The organism is Ruegeria sp. YKSD163, assembly GCF_059612905.1.
In genome coordinates, this window is the sequence record NZ_JBXWRM010000015.1 from 92,639 (window position 1) to 110,602 (window position 17,964).

The 17,964-nt window shown below is 60.4% G+C and carries 17 protein-coding genes; 3 read left to right on the plus strand and 14 right to left on the minus strand.

All coding sequences use genetic code 11. The annotated features are described in order from the left end of the window. The first annotated feature begins 9 nt into the window (after positions 1 to 9). The 3 genes from AC2FNA_RS18340 to AC2FNA_RS18350 are packed head-to-tail and all read left to right on the plus strand — an operon-like array spanning position 10 to position 6,051. Complete coding sequence (locus AC2FNA_RS18340) at positions 10 to 2,727, plus strand: DNA methyltransferase (RefSeq protein WP_415922818.1); 2,718 nt, start codon at positions 10 to 12, stop codon at positions 2,725 to 2,727. Further along, positions 2,720 to 4,780: a DEAD/DEAH box helicase gene (locus AC2FNA_RS18345; protein WP_415922817.1), complete on the plus strand. Its 2,061-nt coding sequence runs from the start codon at positions 2,720 to 2,722 to the stop codon at positions 4,778 to 4,780. Before AC2FNA_RS18340 ends, AC2FNA_RS18345 begins: the two co-directional genes overlap by 8 nt. A gap of 5 nt (positions 4,781 to 4,785) precedes the next feature. Further along, positions 4,786 to 6,051 (plus strand): GIY-YIG nuclease family protein, encoded by a 1,266-nt coding sequence (locus AC2FNA_RS18350; protein ID WP_415922816.1) that lies wholly within the window; start codon positions 4,786 to 4,788, stop codon positions 6,049 to 6,051. 53 nt (positions 6,052 to 6,104) lie between these two features. Here the strand turns inward: AC2FNA_RS18350 and AC2FNA_RS18355 are convergent, their stop codons facing one another. The 14 genes from AC2FNA_RS18355 to AC2FNA_RS18420 all read right to left on the minus strand — a co-directional run. Further along, positions 6,105 to 7,502: a hypothetical protein gene (locus AC2FNA_RS18355; RefSeq protein ID WP_415922815.1), complete on the minus strand. Its 1,398-nt coding sequence runs from the start codon at positions 7,500 to 7,502 to the stop codon at positions 6,105 to 6,107. 27 nt (positions 7,503 to 7,529) lie between these two features. Further along, positions 7,530 to 8,609 (minus strand): TrbL/VirB6 family protein, encoded by a 1,080-nt coding sequence (locus AC2FNA_RS18360; protein ID WP_415922814.1) that lies wholly within the window; start codon positions 8,607 to 8,609, stop codon positions 7,530 to 7,532. A 12-nt stretch (positions 8,610 to 8,621) separates the two neighbouring features. Then, the gene (locus tag AC2FNA_RS18365) at positions 8,622 to 9,032 is read right to left on the minus strand and encodes a hypothetical protein (RefSeq protein ID WP_496828983.1); all 411 of its coding nucleotides are present in this window, start codon (positions 9,030 to 9,032) and stop codon (positions 8,622 to 8,624) included. Then, complete coding sequence (locus tag AC2FNA_RS18370; protein WP_165053061.1) at positions 9,029 to 9,223, minus strand: DUF4177 domain-containing protein; 195 nt, start codon at positions 9,221 to 9,223, stop codon at positions 9,029 to 9,031. The genes AC2FNA_RS18365 and AC2FNA_RS18370 overlap by 4 nt, the downstream gene beginning before the upstream one ends. Further along, entirely contained in the window at positions 9,220 to 10,206 is a 987-nt protein-coding gene (locus tag AC2FNA_RS18375; protein ID WP_496828985.1) for an ATPase, T2SS/T4P/T4SS family, read from the minus strand. The genes AC2FNA_RS18370 and AC2FNA_RS18375 overlap by 4 nt, the downstream gene beginning before the upstream one ends. A 4-nt stretch (positions 10,207 to 10,210) precedes the next feature. Further along, on the minus strand, positions 10,211 to 11,590 hold the full coding sequence (locus AC2FNA_RS18380; protein WP_496828987.1) for a TraB/TrbI/VirB10 family type IV secretion system protein: 1,380 nt from the start codon (positions 11,588 to 11,590) through the stop codon (positions 10,211 to 10,213). After that, positions 11,587 to 12,282: a TrbG/VirB9 family P-type conjugative transfer protein gene (locus tag AC2FNA_RS18385; RefSeq protein ID WP_496828989.1), complete on the minus strand. Its 696-nt coding sequence runs from the start codon at positions 12,280 to 12,282 to the stop codon at positions 11,587 to 11,589. Before AC2FNA_RS18385 ends, AC2FNA_RS18380 begins: the two co-directional genes overlap by 4 nt. Position 12,283: 1 nt before the next feature. Then, on the minus strand, positions 12,284 to 12,937 hold the full coding sequence (locus AC2FNA_RS18390) for a VirB8 family type IV secretion system protein (RefSeq protein ID WP_496828991.1): 654 nt from the start codon (positions 12,935 to 12,937) through the stop codon (positions 12,284 to 12,286). A gap of 17 nt (positions 12,938 to 12,954) precedes the next feature. Further along, positions 12,955 to 13,764: a type IV secretion system protein gene (locus AC2FNA_RS18395; RefSeq protein ID WP_496828993.1), complete on the minus strand. Its 810-nt coding sequence runs from the start codon at positions 13,762 to 13,764 to the stop codon at positions 12,955 to 12,957. Then, the gene (locus AC2FNA_RS18400; RefSeq protein WP_496829003.1) at positions 13,764 to 14,852 is read right to left on the minus strand and encodes a lytic transglycosylase domain-containing protein; all 1,089 of its coding nucleotides are present in this window, start codon (positions 14,850 to 14,852) and stop codon (positions 13,764 to 13,766) included. Before AC2FNA_RS18400 ends, AC2FNA_RS18395 begins: the two co-directional genes overlap by 1 nt. A gap of 55 nt (positions 14,853 to 14,907) precedes the next feature. Further along, positions 14,908 to 15,075, minus strand: coding sequence for a hypothetical protein (locus AC2FNA_RS18405; RefSeq protein WP_496828995.1), 168 nt, complete (start codon positions 15,073 to 15,075; stop codon positions 14,908 to 14,910). Next, positions 15,072 to 17,402, minus strand: a complete 2,331-nt coding sequence (locus tag AC2FNA_RS18410; RefSeq protein ID WP_496829005.1) for a VirB4 family type IV secretion/conjugal transfer ATPase — start codon at positions 17,400 to 17,402, stop codon at positions 15,072 to 15,074. The genes AC2FNA_RS18405 and AC2FNA_RS18410 overlap by 4 nt, the downstream gene beginning before the upstream one ends. Before the next feature lie 34 nt (positions 17,403 to 17,436). Then, positions 17,437 to 17,715, minus strand: a complete 279-nt coding sequence (locus AC2FNA_RS18415) for a VirB3 family type IV secretion system protein (protein WP_008327373.1) — start codon at positions 17,713 to 17,715, stop codon at positions 17,437 to 17,439. Beyond that, positions 17,708 to 17,964 (minus strand): TrbC/VirB2 family type IV secretion system protein (locus AC2FNA_RS18420; RefSeq protein WP_496828997.1); only part of this gene is annotated, 257 nt, incomplete at its 5' end. The genes AC2FNA_RS18415 and AC2FNA_RS18420, both read right to left, overlap by 8 nt.

Below are 17,964 nucleotides of genomic sequence, written 5' to 3' on the forward strand. Positions count from 1 at the left end.
GGACCCTAAATGAACCCGACAGAAATCGCAGACGCCTTGGAAGAAATCGCCACTCGCCCGTTTGACGGCAGCGAGTTCGCGTTTGCGTTCGCCGCCGCCATGGGCAGTCCGCAAGCCACGGTTTCAAAGCTCCGCAGTGGGACAATCAACAAGTCGAAGGTGTCCGGCGCGGTCCTGATGAACCGCAAGTTCTATGCCATGGTGACCGACCCGGGCGCGGTGGACCAGGGCCTGTCGATGATCCGGTCGGACAAGAAGACCACCACCCACAAACCGGCGATCCTTCTGGCAACCGACGGCGCGGACCTGTCCGCCGAACATGTCGCTTCGGGCGACAGCTTGCACATCAAGTTCGCCGACCTGCATCACCACTTCGGGTTCTTCCTGCCAGCTGCTGGCATGTCGCGCTACAAGGCAGCGGAGGAGAACGAGGTCGACGTCAAAGCGGCCGGGCGACTGGCCAAGCTCTATGATGCGCTTCTCAAGAAGAACCCGGACTGGAAGACACAGGAACGGCGGCATGACCTGAACCAACTGATGACTCGGCTGATCTTCTGCATGTTCGCGGAAGACGTGGGCATCTTCGAAAACAACCTGTTCTCGCGCCTGATCTTCACCCATGCGGGCGACAAAGGGGAAGAGGCGCAGTCCTGCATCGCGTCGGCCTTCGCCGCGATGAACCTCCCCAAGGGCCAGCGTCAGGACCTGCCGGCATGGGCCGACGCCTTTCCCTACGTGAACGGCGGGCTTTTCGCCGATGCTCTGGATGTGCCCAAATTCGACCGCGGCGCCTATCGCTACCTTCAGGATGCCTGCCAGCTCGATTGGCAAGAGATCAACCCGGACATCTTCGGATCCATGATCCAGTCGGTCGCCGATCCGGACAAACGGTCCGAACTGGGGATGCACTACACCTCCGTGCCGAACATCCTGAAGGTGCTGGGACCACTGTTCCTTGATGATCTGGATGAGCAGATCGAAAAAGCCGGCGATAGCCGCAAGGGGCTGGCGCGCGTTCTCAAACGGATCGAGGGGATCCGGGTGTTCGACCCGGCCTGCGGATCGGGCAACTTCCTTGTCGTCGCCTATCGGGAGCTTCGAGCGCGCGAGATGCGCGTGCTGGAGCGTCTGGCGCGGCTGGATGGCGGGGGGTCGGCGCAGATGTTCTCTGGCGTGCGGCTGGCGAATTTCTACGGCATCGAGATCACGGATTTTGCGGCGGAGACGGCCAAGCTGGCGCTTTTCATTGCCGAGTATCAGGCCAATGCGCGGTTCGGTGAGATGTTCGGGAATACAGCGCCGGCACTGCCCCTGCGAGATGGCGGGAACATTGTTTGCGACAATGCACTGCGATTGGATTGGGAGGCGGTTTGTCCGCCACCGAGAGAGGATGAAGAGGTCTTTATTGCGGGGAATCCGCCGTTTGTCGGTTTCAACTCGAGGACGCCAGCGCAATCAGAAGACATGCGCTTCCTGTTGGCTGACCGGCTGAAGAGTTTTGAACGCCTCGATTTGGTGATCTGTTGGTTCATCAAGGCCGCTGACTATATTCGCGGCCGCGCTGGAGCGGGCGCATTGGTTTCGACCAATTCGATTGCTCAAGGAGTGACGGTCAATATTCTATGGCCCGAGGTCTTGCGTGAGGGGATCAGAATTCATTTCGCCCATCGACCTTTCATGTGGGCCAACAATGCTGCAAAGAATGCGGCGGTTTCATGCGTGGTAGTCGGCATCTCATCATCAAGAACCGGACAGTCTGTCATCTTTGATGGCGAACTTCGGAAGGATGCCAACAACATCAATGGCTATCTTCTCGATGCACCCGACGTAACGGTTGCACAGAAAGGTCGGCCAATTTTCCCGCTTCCTAAAATGGATGTTGGCAGCATAGCGCGTGACGAAGGTAATTTGATTTTCTCGGAAACAGAAAGAAACCAGCTTGTTTCGGAGCATCCTGAAGCAGCGCCATTTATCCGCCGTTACATGGGTGCCAGGGAAGTAGCTCAAGGATTGGTCCGTTATTGCCTGTGGGCGGAGACCAATGAACTGGACGATGTGCGAAGCTTTCCTCCCTTGGCGAAACGACTAGATGCGGTAGCCAAGTTTAGGTCCGAAAGCGATGCACAAGTAACTCGAGACGCAGCCGCTGTGCCCCATCGGTTTGGTCAAATAACGGGCAAAGGCGTGCCGAAGAAATCAGCGATATTAATGCCGCGAACATCTTCTTCTCGCAGACCTTATCTACCAGTTGAGTTGGTCGGCAGTGATGTTGTTGCCTCGGCAGATTGTCAGATCATCTTTGACCCTCCTGATTGGTGTTTTGCGATCTTGGCATCTAAGCTTCAATGGTGTTGGGTGAGTACCGTCAGCGGGCGTATGAAGAATGATTTCCGCTACAGTAGCACTTTGTGCTGGCACGTTTTCCCAATACCGCGTTTCACCGAGGATCAGCTGGAAGCGCTGAACACGTCCGCACGCGCGATCCTCAAGACCCGATACATGCACCACCCCAAGACTATCGCGCAGCTGTACGACCCAGACGACATGCCGGACGACCTGCGCGAAGTTCACCGCCGGAATGACGAATTGCTCGAGACGATGTATATCGGGCGTCCGTTTCGCAACGATACCGAGCGGCTTGAGCGGCTGTTCAAGCTCTACGCCGCCCGGATCGAAAAGCTGAAGAAGGATGAGGCCCCCAAAAGAATGGTGAAGAGTAATGGTTGATCTTGTGCGTATGACCTATGGCCATTCCGGCGCGGACTCCAAGACGAACAGCCTCGGCCAGCGCCCGATGCAGGCCCGCGTCTATGAGGCGCGTGCCGCACAGTTCCTGCTGTTGAAGGCTCCCCCGGCGGCGGGCAAGTCCCGCGCCTTGATGTTCCTGGCGCTCGACAAGCTGGAAAACCAGGGCATGAAGAAAGTGGTCGTGGCGGTGCCCGAAACCTCTATCGGCAGTTCCTTCCGCTCGACCGACCTGACCTCGCACGGTTTCTGGGCCGATTGGGACGTGGAGCCGCAATGGAACCTTTGTTTGTCTGGCGAAGATGGCATGGCGAAGTCCCAGAAAGTGAAGGCGTTTGAAGCCTTCATGGACAGCGACGCCCGTGTGATCGTCTGCACCCATGCGACGTTCCGCTTTGCCTTCGACGCGATCGAGAAGGCGCGCGGCGTGGAGGCGTTCGACGATTTCCTGATCGCGGTCGATGAGTTCCATCACGTTGCAGCGGCGGATGACAACCGCCTGGGCGAGATCCTCCGCAAGTTGCTGGCCCGCGAGAAAGCGCACATGATGGCGATGACCGGGTCCTATTTCCGGGGCGACAGCGTGCCGGTCCTGCGCCCTGAGGATGAGGCGCGGTTCAAGTCCATCACCTACAGCTACTATGAGCAGCTTGAGGGATACGAGCACCTGAAGTCGCTGGGGATTTCCTATTCGTTCTACCGGGGGCGATATATCTCGGCGATCCCTGATGTCCTCGACACCGACCGGAAAACCATAATCCACATCCCGCATCGCGGGTCTGCTGAGGCGTTCGGCGAAAAGCACGACGAGGTCGGGCTAATCATGGGCGCGATTGGTGAACACGTCGGCCGCGATCCGGAATCCGGGTTCGATCTGGTGAAACGCGCCTCGGACGGCAAGGTTCTGAAGATCGCCGACCTCGTGGATGACGGCGACGGGCGCGACAGCATCAAGGCCGCGTTGCAGGCAGAGGCGAAGGGCCCCGATGGCAAGCGGGACGACGCGGCGGATCGGGCCAAGGTAGATATCATCATCGCCCTCGGCATGGCCAAAGAAGGGTTTGACTGGCCGTGGTGCGAACATGCGCTGACCATCGGCTATCGCAATTCGCTTACGGAAATCGTCCAGATCATCGGCCGGGCCACCCGCGATGCACCTGGCAAGCCCCACGCCCAGTTCACCAACCTTGTCGCCGAGCCCGGTGTGGAAACAACAGTCGTCGCCGACGCGGTCAACGACATGCTCAAGGCAATTTCGGGTGCGATGCTGATGGAACAGGTGCTGGCGCCCAACTTCAAATTCTATCGCCGAGAAGACGGGGATATCCGCGCGCCTGTTGAGACCACGAACGACGGCACCGTACATATCGGAATCAAGGGCTTGATGGAGCCGCCCACGGCCCGCGCCCGTGCGATTGTCGAAAACGACATGAACGAGCTCGTGGCCAAGGCTTGCCAAGCTATGGACCGACGCGTTGTCGCGGATGATGTCGCCCCGGAAGTCGCCACTCAGATGGTGCTGACGGATATCATCGAGACGACGTACGAAAACCTGTCCGATGACGAAACAGAATCTGTGCGTCAGGACCTCGCAGCGCGGATGAACCTAATCGGCATGGCGAAACGTGCATCGCAAGAAGGCGGGTTTGCTGAAGAGGGCGAAGAGTACGACGCTGAGCCGTCGGAAAACCTGTCCCTGATGAACATGGTGAAGCGTTTCGTAAACGTGCGCGAACTGGATATCGACCTGATCGACAGCGTGAACCCGTTCAAGGAAGGCTTCGACGTAGCCTCGCGTGCCTTTGACACCCCACTCTTGAAGACCATCCAAGACGCGATGATTTCACAGCGCATCCAGATGAGCGAAAAAGAAGCGCTGACACTGTGGCCGCGCATAAAGCGGTTTCGGGCGCAGGAAGGCCGCGAACCCAACCCGCATTCGGCCGATCCATTAGAGAAGCGCCTCGCGGAAGCTCATGCATACATCAAGACGAAAAAGGCCGAACGCCAGCGAGCGGCTAAGTCGGGAACCTGAACCACATGCCGCGCTACAGATCTCTCGATGAAATCTTCGACGAGCCGGATGAATTCGGGCTACTCGACATTAAGGAAACAAACCGCGGCGCGGCGGCAACGCCAGATGCTCGGAACGCCGAGATCGTCTCGCAGGTGAATGCTTTCTACGAGTCGAACGGCCGGATCCCGGACGACAACAGCCTCGACCTTGAGGAGATGAAACTCGGGACGATCTGGCGTTCAATTCGGACCAGTCCATCGGCTGCGATGATGGAGGCAGACCGGAATCGGCTGCTTGGGCATGGCCATCCAGTGGCACCGACCGCAACCATTGCCGAAACGGAGTATCCAGCTGTGCCTGAGCCCGATTGGCGCGAAGACGTTGCCGACGAGGAAGTTCCGGCAAGCCTTGACGACATCTTCGGCGATGATGACTTGGACGTGCACGATGCAGTTCTCAACATCCGAAACGTGACGCCAGCCTCAGAGCGTCAGTTGCCTGACCACCGGGCTGATATGTTCCCGTGCCCGGATTTCGAACACTTCGAATGCGGCTTTGCCGAGATGCAGTCGAAGCTCGAGTCCGGAGATCGAAAGGTTCTCCCGGTTCAGGACAATGTAGAGATCACAGTCTATGAAGGCGATTTCTTCATTCATCGCGGCCTCCTTGTCTATGTCGCCGAAAAAACAGAACTGTCGCGAAGAAGCGGCAAGCCTGATCACCGTTTGAGGATCATATTCTCCAATGGAATGGAGAACGATCCTCTGTCGTCGTCATTTCGCAAAGCGCTCGCAGCAGATAAGACCGCACGGATTGTCGAAAGGGCCGGGTTTGGGCGGCTCGATCCGGAATGGGATCAGGATGGCATGGCGGTCACCGGCACAGTGTATGTGGCGCGAAGCCTGTCGACGGCCCCGGAAATCGCAGAAGTATCAAGGATTCTGCACAAAGTCGGTGTGACCAGTCAGGATGTCCGGAGGCGCATCGCTGATGCGAAGAACGACCCGACATTCCTGCTCGCGCCTGTAGAGATTGTCGCCACCTACGAGTTGCACAATCTGGAGCGCATGAAGGTCGAAGACCTTTTGCATCGCTTTTTTGATGCAGCGCGTCCGCAGAGTCTTGTGATCACGGACCGGTTTGGCAAGGCGGTCCATCCTCGAGAATGGTTCTACGTGCTTCCTGAGCATGTGAGCCAAGCCGTTCAGCTCATTCAGGAACGCAGGTTGCACGAGTACAGGTACGACAGCCAACGCCAGTTGATCGTCAAGGTAGAGCAGGGCAATTAGACGTGCTCTTCTACTGAAACCAGTTCGTTCGGGGTAGGGCGTATGGTCCCGGCTCAGAAGAAGGTGACCTCCCGCAGACCTTGAAACGCGCCTTTCCTGAACGCGCCTGCTTTATGCAGCCGCGGGAAATCTGGAAGCCTGTCTAACTCGAGCAACGGAAGCAAAATGTCAACGCTGAACCATGGCATTTTCGCGGACCTGCTTTCGTCATACATCTTCGAAAGTGCCCTTCCGACGGCATAGGCTCCGGCCAAGTCAATTTTGGAAACGCGTGTTCTATTTCTGGGCAGCAGGCTCCCAGTTGTCGATTTGCCGCCGACATTGAAATAGATCAGATCATGGCCCCACCCGAGGCGTATGATATGTGTCCGGTCGGACCGTTGGATTGAAACTCTCGGAAATAGGTCCCTGACCCAAACCTTATGCTCATCGCACCAGTCGAGGGCTTCCTTCAACATCGCTACGCCGCCTAGGTCTTTCTTCCAGATAGGACATAAGTGCTGAAACCCGGCGAATTTGACCCGCTTCTCACTTCTGCTGTCGTTAGCAACGAAATCACCTTTGCGTGTGACCTTTGGAGACCACATTTGTTCTTCAAGCGCGGCTGCGTCTTCCAAACCTATGTGCATGTCATCAATCGCAACTTTGGTATTCGCAGAAATGGCTCTGTGTCGTGTTTCAAGCAGTGTGATGGGCGGTAGCGGTTTCCTCGGGTGTTGGTCGAGGATCGAAGGCCCATTGGGTCGAACGATATCGTCAGAAACGTCAACTGGTCTGTCCGTTTTCCCGTCGTGGTCGACGAGCCAACGGTAGGGTGCACCAAGGTCCATAGGATCGTCGTTCATGAGCGAAAGATGTGGCAGACCCTTTTTCAGGAACGCCATGATCTCGCGCGTATCCTGACGTTCCGCCCCCATGAGCCTCCCCTGAAAGGATTGGCGGTCTGACCTGCTTTGACGGGCTTTCAGCGCATTTTCGATGCGCTCACGTTCGATATCGCCTAGCTGGCGCCGCGCATACGCAATCGAAACATCTACGTCCCCGTAGTCATCGCGCTCCTCGAGCGCACTGCCAAATAGCTTCAAGGTGATGCGCTGCAGGCGATCGGGGTCGCCGTTGATGACCTTGGCCCGGGCGAGAAGTTCAGAAATGATTGTCTCGACCTTATCGCGACCGATACGCTTTCGCTTGGGTTCCAGTGCGAGGCGTGTCCCATTCGGCGTGAGCTGCCAACAAAACAAACCGTCTAGGATGTCGGCAGGCTCCAAGTACCCAGCCTCAGCCATCTGGCGCAAGACGCGGTTGGCATGATGCGCATCGCAGTCCAGAACACGTATTGCCTCTTCAAGCCCGACAGATCTTCCATTTATTGCTGAGCGCAGGACTGCTTGAACCCGCTCTAGTGGTACCGTTTCTACTGGTGAATGTTTATGGGACCACCGTTCATCCATGGCTCGGTAGCCTTGCAAAACAAAGCTTCATCGTCTTCGCCCCAACCTTCCCAGTCGGGCCAGTTGCGCCAGCATCTGGGACCCGGTCCCTGGTGACGCTGTGCCGCTTGCCTGACCCGTCTGCCCCATCCCCTGCCGCACAGGCATCTGCTGCACACCGAAGAATTGCCGGGCCCGGAGAGCTGCGTATTCTGCGCCGCTTGCCCCACCGATCAGGTAGCGGTTGTATGCCTGCTGGCTGCCCATGGCGGCGCGGGCGAAGCTGTAACCGCCGCCGAGACCGCCGGAGAGGGCGGGCATCATGATGTTGCCGGAGATCGCGCGAACGATAAACGGCGTGGCGATAATGAAGCCCTTGGCCATAAGGACCATCATGAAGAAGGGGATCAGCGCGCCGATATTGGAGGCCCCTTCCGGGTCGCCAAGCTCACCGATCAGAGCGGATGAGACGCCAGTGATCGTTGCGAATACACCTGCGACGACGATGGGGTAGAGCGCGAAGGAAATCAAAGCCGACAGCCAGCGCGCGAAATAATCTTTGGTCACTTCGAAGAGGGTGAGGAAAATCATCACCGGGGCAATCCCGATCAGAAGGGCGATCATCAGGCGCGAGGCCACGAGGATGAACGCGGCCAGCCCGCCGAGGATTGAGAGCAAGAGGACCCCGACAATGTCGAGCATGGCCCCTGCCATCCAGTTCAGCTCGGATCCGGCTGCGTTCAGGTAATCGCCAAGTTCCGAGATCAGCCGGTCGAATTCTTCCGCGAAGGTACCAGAAGGGCCGGGAGTTCCACCACCGACCGAAGCCACGAGCGCCCCCGCAATGCTGTCGATGCCGGCCAGGATGGCGGAGGAGAGGGCGTTGAACTGCACCCAGTTGGTCGCGAATATTCCAATCAACCCGATCTTGACCGCGAGCCAAAAGGCCGTGCGGCCGTCCATCGCCTTGTATTGGTAGATCATGTTCAGGAAGACGAGGATCACCACGAGCGTTGTTACCAGGACGAGAAGCGTGCCCACCGTTGCCGCGACCGACCCGAACTGGGTTTCGGCGGCGGTGTTGAGATAGCCCTGGGAGGTTTCAACGAAATAGGTGACGACGCTCATAACGGGGCTGCCTTACCAATTGCCCGCGGCTTCGCAGATGGTTTTGGCCTCAAGGCGAACGTCGTTGGCGCGGCGGTTGTAGGCGTCCGAGGCTTGCAGCATCTCCCATCGTTCGTCACTGGCGTGGCGCTCACGAAACACCGCCTCGGCTGCGTCCCAAGATGGGTAGCGGGTCTCGCAATCGCAGTTGCCGCTCTCGACGACGCGCTCGAGGTTTTGGGCGCGGTAGATATCTTGTACCAGCACGCGCAAATAGGCTTGGCGTAGGGGGATTTCTTGCATCCAGACGGGCTCGGCCGGCCGGTCCGGACAGACGTTGAAGCTGCGATCGAGGGTCGGCACCAGATTGCGCTCGGCGAAGGCGGGGATAGCCAGTAGGCTCAGGGCCATCGCGGCCAAGGCGAGGTGCTGCGCCTGTCTCATGCCGTGGCTCCAGCGGGTGTGGTTTCGCGCTTCAGGAAAACCGTGTGCCCGATATTGGCGAACTCCGAGGTGCTGATTGACACCACCTCCCAGCCTTCGGCCCCCTTCGCGTTCAGGCTGGCCTGCATGTCGGCAAGACTCGTCTTGCGGGTCATGGGGAAACTGAGGATGTCATATTCAAAGGTTTTCATTGGGAAGCTCCGATCTCATTGGCGCCGGGGAGGTAGAATTCGGTGATGCCGCGCCGGCCATCGTGGCGGCCGGCCTGGATGATCACATCGATGGAGTTCTCGATGTACTGGATCATGTCGGCATAAGTCATCGGGATCTCGGTCTTGAGCGCGGCGATTGCCAGACGCTGCACGGCCAGTTGCGGGGTTTCGGCGTGGAGCGTGGTCATGGACCCGCCATGACCCGTGTTTATGGCTTCCAGGAAGGTCATGGCCTCCTTGCCGCGCACCTCGCCCAGGATGATCCGGTCGGGGCGCATCCGCAGCGTGGCAGTGAGAAGCACATCAGCGGTCTGGAACTCCGCATCCCGGTTGGCGATGAGGGTCACGGCATTTGGCTGGGTCGGCAGAAGCTCGGCCGCTTCCTCGATGGTGACGATGCGTTCTTCGGTAGGCACGTGGGAGAGGATCTTCCGCGCGGCGACGGTCTTGCCGGTGGAGGTGCCGCCCGAGACGATCATGTTGAGCTTGTTTTCGACACAGAAGGCTAGGGCATCGTCGATGACGCCAGACGCCACGACCTCTCGCAGTTCGCGGGTTTTCTCGAGGCGGAGTTCTTCAAGCTTGCGTTCCTTGCCATAGAGGAAATCCAGCGCGATCCCGTCGAGCGGCAGGCTTGAGAAAAACCGCAGGCTGATCGACATGGCCGAGAGAACGGCGGGCGGGGTGATGACCTGTGCACGGATCGGGCGGCCCTTGTAGGTGATCGAGACCGAGACGATGGGTCGGTCCTTGCTCATCGTTGTGTTGGCAGAGGAGGCGATCTGATTACCGAGGTCTTTGACTTCCGTTGCGGTCAACGCCTGGTCCAGCTTTCGCATGAAGTGATCGCCCTGGAATTCTCCCCAGCAGCTGCCGTCGGGGTTGATGCAGATCTCGATGACATCGTCGCGGGCGGCGGCATCGATCCGATCAAGCGAGGTCTGGAGATAGCTCAGCGACATGGGCTCAGAATATCTCCAGATCGCGGTCGACCATGACGGTGACGCGTGCGCCCTGGTCGACATAGATAACGGGGCCGATGGAGAGATAGTCGCCAATCACACTGTCCGTGGCATCGGCAAGATCATCACCCACGTCTTCGAGCACACCCGCTGTGGTCTCATCCTGCACATTTGCAGCGGCGGCGCTTGGCGCGGCGGAGATCAGCGAAATCAGCGCTGCCGAGCCGAAGCGTTCACCGAAACGGGTATCGACAAAGCCCGTCACGCCGGAGCGGCCAAGTTCATCGCCCCCGAAAGAGCTGATCTGGATGGTCTGGTTGTCAGGCAGGATGATCCGGTCCCAGGCAATCGTGACGCGGCGCTGCGCGATATCGACGCCCGCGCGGTAACGCCCGATCAGACGGGACCCGCGCGGGATCAGGAGACGGCTGCCGTCGAAACTGAACACGTCTTCGGAGACCACGGCACGGGTCTGGCCGGGAAGCGAGCTGTCGAGGGCGGTTTCCATGACGGCCTGGATCATGGTGCCCTGGATGATGGTGTTGGACGGGTTTGCGATGACCTCAGCTTGCGTCACCGACGTGGGCAGCGCGCCGTTCAGCACGAAATCCGTCACTTCCCCGAAGGTGCGTTCGGTCAGTGCCGTCTCATTTGCGCCTGAGGTGCCACCAAAGGCGATGGTGGGCGAGGTGATGCGGCGCTCTTGAAACGCGCGCTCCTCGGCGGCACGGCGTTCAAGTTCCGCAAGCCGTCTTGCTTCCTCTTCGCGGCGGAGCCGTTCTTCTTCCCGCGCGCGCAATTCGTCTTCCGTAGGCCCGATGGGTGCAGGGAGAGGGCGGTTGGCCTCAAGCTGTGCGAGTTCGAGGTCCATGCGGAGTTGCTCCAGTTCGCGATCGCGCGACGTGAGCTCATCACGAAACTGCTGTTGCGCGGTTTCCGAGGCGGCTTGCAGGGCCGCGATCTGGGCGGTCAGCGCATCGATGGCTTCCGCGGCAGCCGTGTCTTCCTCGACGACCGGTTCGGGCGCGTTGCGCAATTCCTCGATCTGAGCCTGCAGGGCGGCGAGTTGCGCCAAAAGCTCGGCGTTCGGTTCTGCCGGTTCCGGCGCGACCAGAACGACTTCGGGCTCCGGAGGGGGGAGGGTTTCGATGGCGCCGAAGCCGTCGCCTTCGTTTTGGAACACGTCCGGTGTCGCCGTAGGCAGGGCTTCTTCTTCCTCGGGCTGGGAGAGGAGATAGAGCAGCGCGCCGCCCGCGCCGATCACGAGGATGGCGACCAAAGCGAGCAGCGGCGAGCGCCGTGGGGCAGGGGGGGAACCTGCGCCTCTGCCTTGCTCCAGGGCGGCGAGACGCCTCTCGAGGTCCGCGTTTCCAGTGTCGCTCATGATCCCACCCCCGCAGGCGGTGTGGCCTCGATACAGACCACCTCGTCCCCGATCCGCAGGACCCACTGCCTATTCACCCCGGAGACCCGGATCACGCCGTCCTCGGTGGCCTGCGTGTTGACCGTCCGCTCGCGGCCATTCGCGTAACGGAAGATCGCGGGCACCGGCGCGTTCCGCGGGAATTCGAAATACGTAAAGGTCCCATCGTCCCAGACCCGGGTTGGCGTGAACTCGGACCGCGCGCTGGCGCCGTAATTGTAGTTCGGCGCTTGGGCCGCGATGGCACGTGTGGGCCGCGCATTGTCTTCGGGGTAACGGAACTGGACCACGTAAAAGGTCGGGCTGCGGGTCTCCTGGACGTTGAAGTAGTAGCTGCGGCGGTTGGTATAGACGGTCACGTTGGTATGGAGGCCGCGCGCGACAGGCTTGATCGCGAAGGCTTGCCCGCCCGGTACACCGTCGATCTCGAAGCCCTCCGTGTCGCCCGCAATGATCGAACGGATGCTTTCTCCCTCGCCGAACTCGATGGTGGTCACATGGGTCAGCGAGACATTGAGGCGATAGACCTGACCTTCTTGATAGGTGGCAAGACGAACGCGGCTGTCATTAGGGCCACCGCGCGGAATGGCTTCCGCGAAGGCAAGGACTGGCAGCAGGGAAAATAGGCCAGCAACAAAGAACTTACTGATCAAACTAGTTCTCCAATCTGTCGGAGCGGATGGAATATTCGAGGACCGTGAAGCCGAAAGGATTGGTCCAGACCTCATCGATGGAGCGGCGGGTCTCGGGGCGGAACTCGAAGAGAAGTGTGGCGGTGAAGAGCCCGGTCTGGACGCCATTGATGGATGTCAGGCGCTTGCGCAGGCGGACCGTGGCGCGGTTCGTGCCGATGCGATTGATGCTGAGGATCTCCACATCGAGCCGGGCATTCGGGCCATAAACTGTCGGCGGGTAATTCTCGTTGGCGCTGTTCCAGATCTGGCGCAACCCGCTTTCGGCAGCACCATCCGAGCGCCGCAAAACGCTTCGGATGCGCAGATCATTGTCAAGCTGGTTATAGACCTCTCGGTCGGTCACATAGCGGAAGACCTCCGCCTCGATGACCGCCTGGTTGGCTGTGACAGACGTCGCGCCCACCGAGGCCTCGGGTAGGGCAAAGCCGGTGGCGGGATCATAGGGCACGACCACAGGCGGCGGATCGACATCGAGAATTGCGACAGCCGCCGCGCTCAGGCATCCGAGAATGCCGAAAATGAGGCCGATGAGCCCAAGGCGCTGCCAGAGCCGTTCGCGGCGCAGGGCACCATAGACCAGCTCTTCTTCGATGATGTCCTGTTCAGTAGCCACCCCTCATTCCCTCACGATCAGTCAGCCCGCAGGTCCGGCAAGGTGAAATCCATGAAGCGCTGCTCTTCAGCGATGGTGGCGGCGTCGATTACACCGCCGGTGCCATCGCCCACGGTCTGCACCGCTTCGAGCTGCCACATGGCGACCAGCGCAATAGCGAGCTCCGCTGTCACGCGCGTGTTGAGATCGATGCTTTCCTTGAGTTCGTCCATTTCATCGATCAGCCCGACGAGCCGGTTGACGCGTTCCAGCGATTGGCCCGCGTCCTCGTAGCTGTTCTGGGCCGCCGCCGAGACGAGGGCGCCAGTCGTGGCTTGGGTCGCCACGCGGTTGGCCCCGGGATTGCCGCTCGTGGCCATTTCCGAAAGCGTGTCATCGTCAAATCCGAGATCGGCCAGAACCCGGTCCATCTGGGTTTCGATCTCGCCCGCGCCGGAACCGGAGAGGCCAGAGAAGTCTCCGGTTTTGATGGCTTCGATGGTGGCGAGGATGTCGCCGAACTCCTGATCGAGCAGGCCGTTCAGCTCGTCCTCCATTTCTGTGCGGATGATTTCCGGCAGTTCGGCGAGGCGTGTGAGGGCTTCATATGTTCGTTGCAATTCGCCAAGTTGTTCCGTGAGTGTGGCAAGCTGTTCGCGGAGCTGCGCCAGCTGCTCGTTTTGCAGGATCTCGTCTTCGATCATTTGCCGGAGCTGCTGGATGTTTTGCGCGATGTTCTGGGTGTCGACGACGGGCACGCCCTGCGCCAAGGCAGGGGACAGGGTGCCGAGATGCAGGCCGATCCCAAGCGTCGTGGCCAAGGCCGTTCTCATGAGTAGATGTCCCATCAGTCTATCTCCCTGATCGTGAATTCCATGAACGCGCCTTCGGCCATACGGGCGCTGGCCTGGGCCAGTTCCTCGGCGGAAAGAACGCGGGTGCGTGCGGCCTGTAGCCGAATACGCGCGGCGACGAGGCGCACGAGTTCGGCGCGGGCATAGGTGTTGAGCGCGACGCTTTCCTGCACATCTTCAGTCTCGGAAATCCGCTCGACGATGTCCGCGATGCGCAGGGCGGCCTGCCGGATCGCGGCGGGCGAGTTGTTGCCATAGAACGCCGCACCGTGCCCGGTGATCGAGAGGTTGGCATTGGCAAGAAGCGCGGGGTCGATCGTTCCGAGCGCTTCGATCCCGCCGATGCGGCTCAGGTAGAGATTGTAGCGTTCTGGAATGACCTGAACGTAGTGCTGGGTCTCGGCAAAGGGCGGCACGCCCCCATATTCGAAGACGCGGCCGGGGCCGGCATTATAGGCGGCGAGCGCGTTGATGATATTGCCATCGAAGGTGTTCAGTTGCGTTGCGAGATAGCGCGCGCCGCCATGCACCTGCAGGTAGGGGCTGTCATAGTATTCCGGGTTGATCCCGAGATCGCTGGCCGTGCCGGGCATGATCTGGGTGAGGCCAAAGGCCCCGACAGGCGAGCGCGCACCGATGGTGAAGCGGCTTTCCTGCCAGATGAGCGCCTGCAACAACGCGCGCCATTGAACGGGGGAGAGGCCCGCGCGGCCCACGCCCGCGAAACCGCTGGTTTCCTGGGCGACGCGGATGATGAGTTGCTCGATGTTTTCGGCGGCATCCCCGAACATCTGTGCGCCGCCGGGATTGGGGTCGATCTCACCCGTGCCATAGACCGCCTCGACGGAGCGGTCCGGATCGCCGCTGCCGCTTTCCAGCCCCGAGACCATCGCGGGCAGGCCCTGACCGCCAAAACTTGTCTGGGCATCTAGGATGCGCTGCAGGGTGGCCAATTGCTCGCGTTCGATCTCGGCAATGAGTTCACGCACGGCAAGCTTGTCGGCCTGGACCGCGAGGTCTGCCTCGCGATCACCCGTTTCGACGATATCGCGCGCGGTCAGCCCGCTGTCATTGGTCGGCACACCTTGGGACAGGGCGAGACCGGGCAGCAGGCAAAGCGCCAGGATATGGGGCAGCTTAGACCTCAACGTCACCCTCCGGTGCGCCAAGCGGTGTGAAGCTGCAATCGGGCGCGACGGGGACCGTCGAGGCCAGGAAGGTGAAGCAATTGGCCTGCGGCTCCTGGTACTGGGCGCAGGAGGCCAAAGCGCCGAGCGCGGTGAGAAGAAACAGAATACGGATCATGAAAGCCTCCAAAAGTCCGGGCGGTCGCGGTAGTCGGCGCCGACGAGCGCCTCGCCTTTTTCCATGCCGCCAAGGATGGTGAGATTGGGCCCGAGGGCGCTCAGATCGGCATCGACGACGATCGAACCCTGGTCATCGCGGATAAGCGCGAGGCGGCTGTCGCTGCCGGTGTTGAGAAGCACGTCGAGTTCCTTCTCATAGAGGTTCAGCATCGCGTAGTCGGCGGCATGGGCGCGAATGTTCGGAAGCAGGATTTGCGTCGGCACGGCCTCGACGATGGTCTTGCCGGTCCGGGTGCGCTCGAGCTGGCTCGCGTATTGCGTCATCATCACCGCGACGGTGTTCTGCTTGCGTGCGGTCACCAACCAGTTCGAGAGCCGCTCGGCGAAATACGCGTTGTCGAGCGCCTTCCAGGCCTCGTCGATCACGATGATCGTGGGGCGGCGATCCTCGATCTCGCGCTCGACCCGGCGGAAGAGATAGGAGAGGACGGCCATGCGTTCCTTCTCGGCCTCGCTGTCGAGAATGCCGGTGAGATCGAAACCCACCACATCGCCCTCGAGCGAGAACGTATCTTCCAGCGTCTGCCCGAAGATCCAGCCATAGCGGCCTTCTTCCGTCCATTCGAGAAGGCGCTGGTGCAGATCGCCGCCATCATCTGTTGACACGAACAGCGATGCGAAATCCCGCCAGTTCCGTAAGGCGGGGTTCGTGGCCTGCGCGTTCTGGCGCACCACTTCCTGGATGCGGTTGGTTTGTGCCGGCGTGAGCGGCTTGTCGGCGCGGTAGAGCAAGGTGGCAAGCCAGTCCGAGAGCCACGCCGTGCCGCGATTGTCAGTCTCGGTCCAGAGCGGGTTAAGCCCGGTAGGTTGCCCGGCCTTCAAGGACGCGTATCTCCCGCCATTGGCGCGGACCGCTATCTCCATACCGAGACGGTAATCGAAGACGAAGATCCGCGCCCCTGCTCGACGGGCCTGCGTCATGAGGAATGCCGAGAGGACGGATTTGCCAGACCCGGGCCGACCCATAATCAGGGTATGTCCGCTGGTCGGTTCTTTCTCGGGGCTGCCTTGCTCGTGGTAGGAAAACCGGTAGGCGCTCTGTTCGGGCGTGGGCAGATAGGTGATGACCTTCCCCCAGGGCGTTTTCTCTGCCGGTTTGCCGAGCTGCGTCCGATGAAACGCCGCGAAATCCGCGAAGTTGCGATTGGTGATCGCACTGGCTCGGACGCGCTTGGGCTGGTTGCCGGGGTGCTGGCTGAGGTAGTGCGCCTTGGCCGCGACCCGCTCGCCGATCATCTTCACCCCTTCTGCAGCGGCGGCGTTCACGATCTCGGCGCTGAGATTTTGTAGCTCGTCGAGCGTGTCACAGATGATTGTCACGACCATGTGGTGTTCGCCAAAGCTCTGGCGCTTGGCTTCGAGATCATCGGCGGCGATATCTAGGGCTTCCATCAGCGACAGAGCCGCGTCCTGGGAGGCCTGCATCTGGCGCTTTTGCCGCTTGATGCGGCCCGCCATGAGGTTCGAATTGATCGGTGTGAAGGAATGCGTGACGATCATGTCGACCGGCAGGTTCAGCATGTCGAACATGGTGCAGGAGGTGGCCTCGGAATACTCTCCGATTGTGAAGCTCTTCCCAAAGCGATGACCCACCACGCCTTCGGAGAGCTCGAAATGGTCGCCTTGAAACGTCACCCGGGTATTGGCGACGTTGAAGGACAGAAAGCCGTAGGTGTTCGCCGGATAGAGCGGCAGTTCCTGGCCGGTGTTGAGCGCGCCCAAGAATCCAATTAACTCGCCGTTTTTGGCCGTGAGCACGCGCGGGTTCAGCTCGGTAAGGCCCGACAGGAACACGCTCACGGCCTCGCCAAGGCGACGCAAACGTTTCTGCGTGGCCTCCTTGAGACGATCCGGCGCGCTGCGGTTGAGAAACGGCAGAACGCTTTTCGGGGGCGGCCGGTGAATGACAGTGAGCGTCAAGGTTTTGTCGCGCAAGCCGCTGCTCTCGAGTTTCGCGCGCCAGAGCCGGTCAACTTCTCCAGCAAAACTGTCCTCGCGCAGGGGCTCGAGGTCCGGCGTGATCGCTTTTGAGACCTTGTGGACGTAGTAACTGAACTCCGGCCCCAGCTGCGCGATGATCCGGGCAAAGAGCGCGGTCACCTTGTCGAGATAGGCATCATCTGTGGTGTAGCTGTTGACCCCGTCGAGCCGGATGCACTGGAAAAGCTCGTTCACCCGCGTCCGCACGGTGCGGTCATCGACCAGGCTGACGTAAGGAAGCATATGCGCGAGGCGTGTTTCGCGCGCATACCAGTCCGGCGTCATGGTGCGGGGATCGAGCGTTTCGTCCAAGGCTGTATTAGGGTGCATAACTGTCCCCGCCATGGATCGAGCGGTTCCGCGTGGGGGGTGTCTCCTGCAGCGCCGTCATCATCACGTCGATGAAGCGCGGATCCCAGTCCGCGGCCTTCCAGAGAACCGGGTAGAGCAGGGCGGCCACGCCCAGCACCGCAATGTGCTGGACCCAGACGAAGAGCAGCACCGAGCCGAAGAGCCAGACCATCGCGTACATGATGGGCAGGCCCAGAAGCTTGGGCGGCCGCACGAGGCCGAGAAAGAGGGGCGAGCGCTCAGCCACCGGCGAAGACCGCGGCAACAATGGTGGGAGCGGCGGCAACACCGGCGATGCCGACAAGCACCCAGAGTGCCTGTCGCAGATCGATGATGTTGAAGAACCAGCTGAGGAAGACGCCGAGCACAGCCAGCGTTGCGATGACAACACCAAGCGGTCCGGTCAGCGCATCGACGATCCCCTGCAACAGGCTCTGGATCGGGGAGAGATCGATGCTTTGCGCAAGGGCGGGTTCTGCAATGACCAGAAATAGTG

Bases quoted from the DNA above. Each gene is read 5' to 3' on its own strand.
- AC2FNA_RS18340 (WP_415922818.1), top strand. From the start codon at position 10: ATGAACCCGACAGAAATCGCAGACGCCTTGGAAGAAATCGCCACTCGC.
- AC2FNA_RS18345 (WP_415922817.1), top strand. From the start codon at position 2,720: ATGGTTGATCTTGTGCGTATGACCTATGGCCATTCCGGCGCGGACTCC.
- AC2FNA_RS18350 (WP_415922816.1), top strand. From the start codon at position 4,786: ATGCCGCGCTACAGATCTCTCGATGAAATCTTCGACGAGCCGGATGAA.
- AC2FNA_RS18355 (WP_415922815.1), bottom strand. From the start codon at position 7,502: ATGGATGAACGGTGGTCCCATAAACATTCACCAGTAGAAACGGTACCA.
- AC2FNA_RS18360 (WP_415922814.1), bottom strand. From the start codon at position 8,609: ATGAGCGTCGTCACCTATTTCGTTGAAACCTCCCAGGGCTATCTCAAC.
- AC2FNA_RS18365 (WP_496828983.1), bottom strand. From the start codon at position 9,032: ATGAGACAGGCGCAGCACCTCGCCTTGGCCGCGATGGCCCTGAGCCTA.
- AC2FNA_RS18370 (WP_165053061.1), bottom strand. From the start codon at position 9,223: ATGAAAACCTTTGAATATGACATCCTCAGTTTCCCCATGACCCGCAAG.
- AC2FNA_RS18375 (WP_496828985.1), bottom strand. From the start codon at position 10,206: ATGTCGCTGAGCTATCTCCAGACCTCGCTTGATCGGATCGATGCCGCC.
- AC2FNA_RS18380 (WP_496828987.1), bottom strand. From the start codon at position 11,590: ATGAGCGACACTGGAAACGCGGACCTCGAGAGGCGTCTCGCCGCCCTG.
- AC2FNA_RS18395 (WP_496828993.1), bottom strand. From the start codon at position 13,764: ATGGGACATCTACTCATGAGAACGGCCTTGGCCACGACGCTTGGGATC.
- AC2FNA_RS18405 (WP_496828995.1), bottom strand. From the start codon at position 15,075: ATGATCCGTATTCTGTTTCTTCTCACCGCGCTCGGCGCTTTGGCCTCC.
- AC2FNA_RS18410 (WP_496829005.1), bottom strand. From the start codon at position 17,402: ATGACGCCGGACTGGTATGCGCGCGAAACACGCCTCGCGCATATGCTT.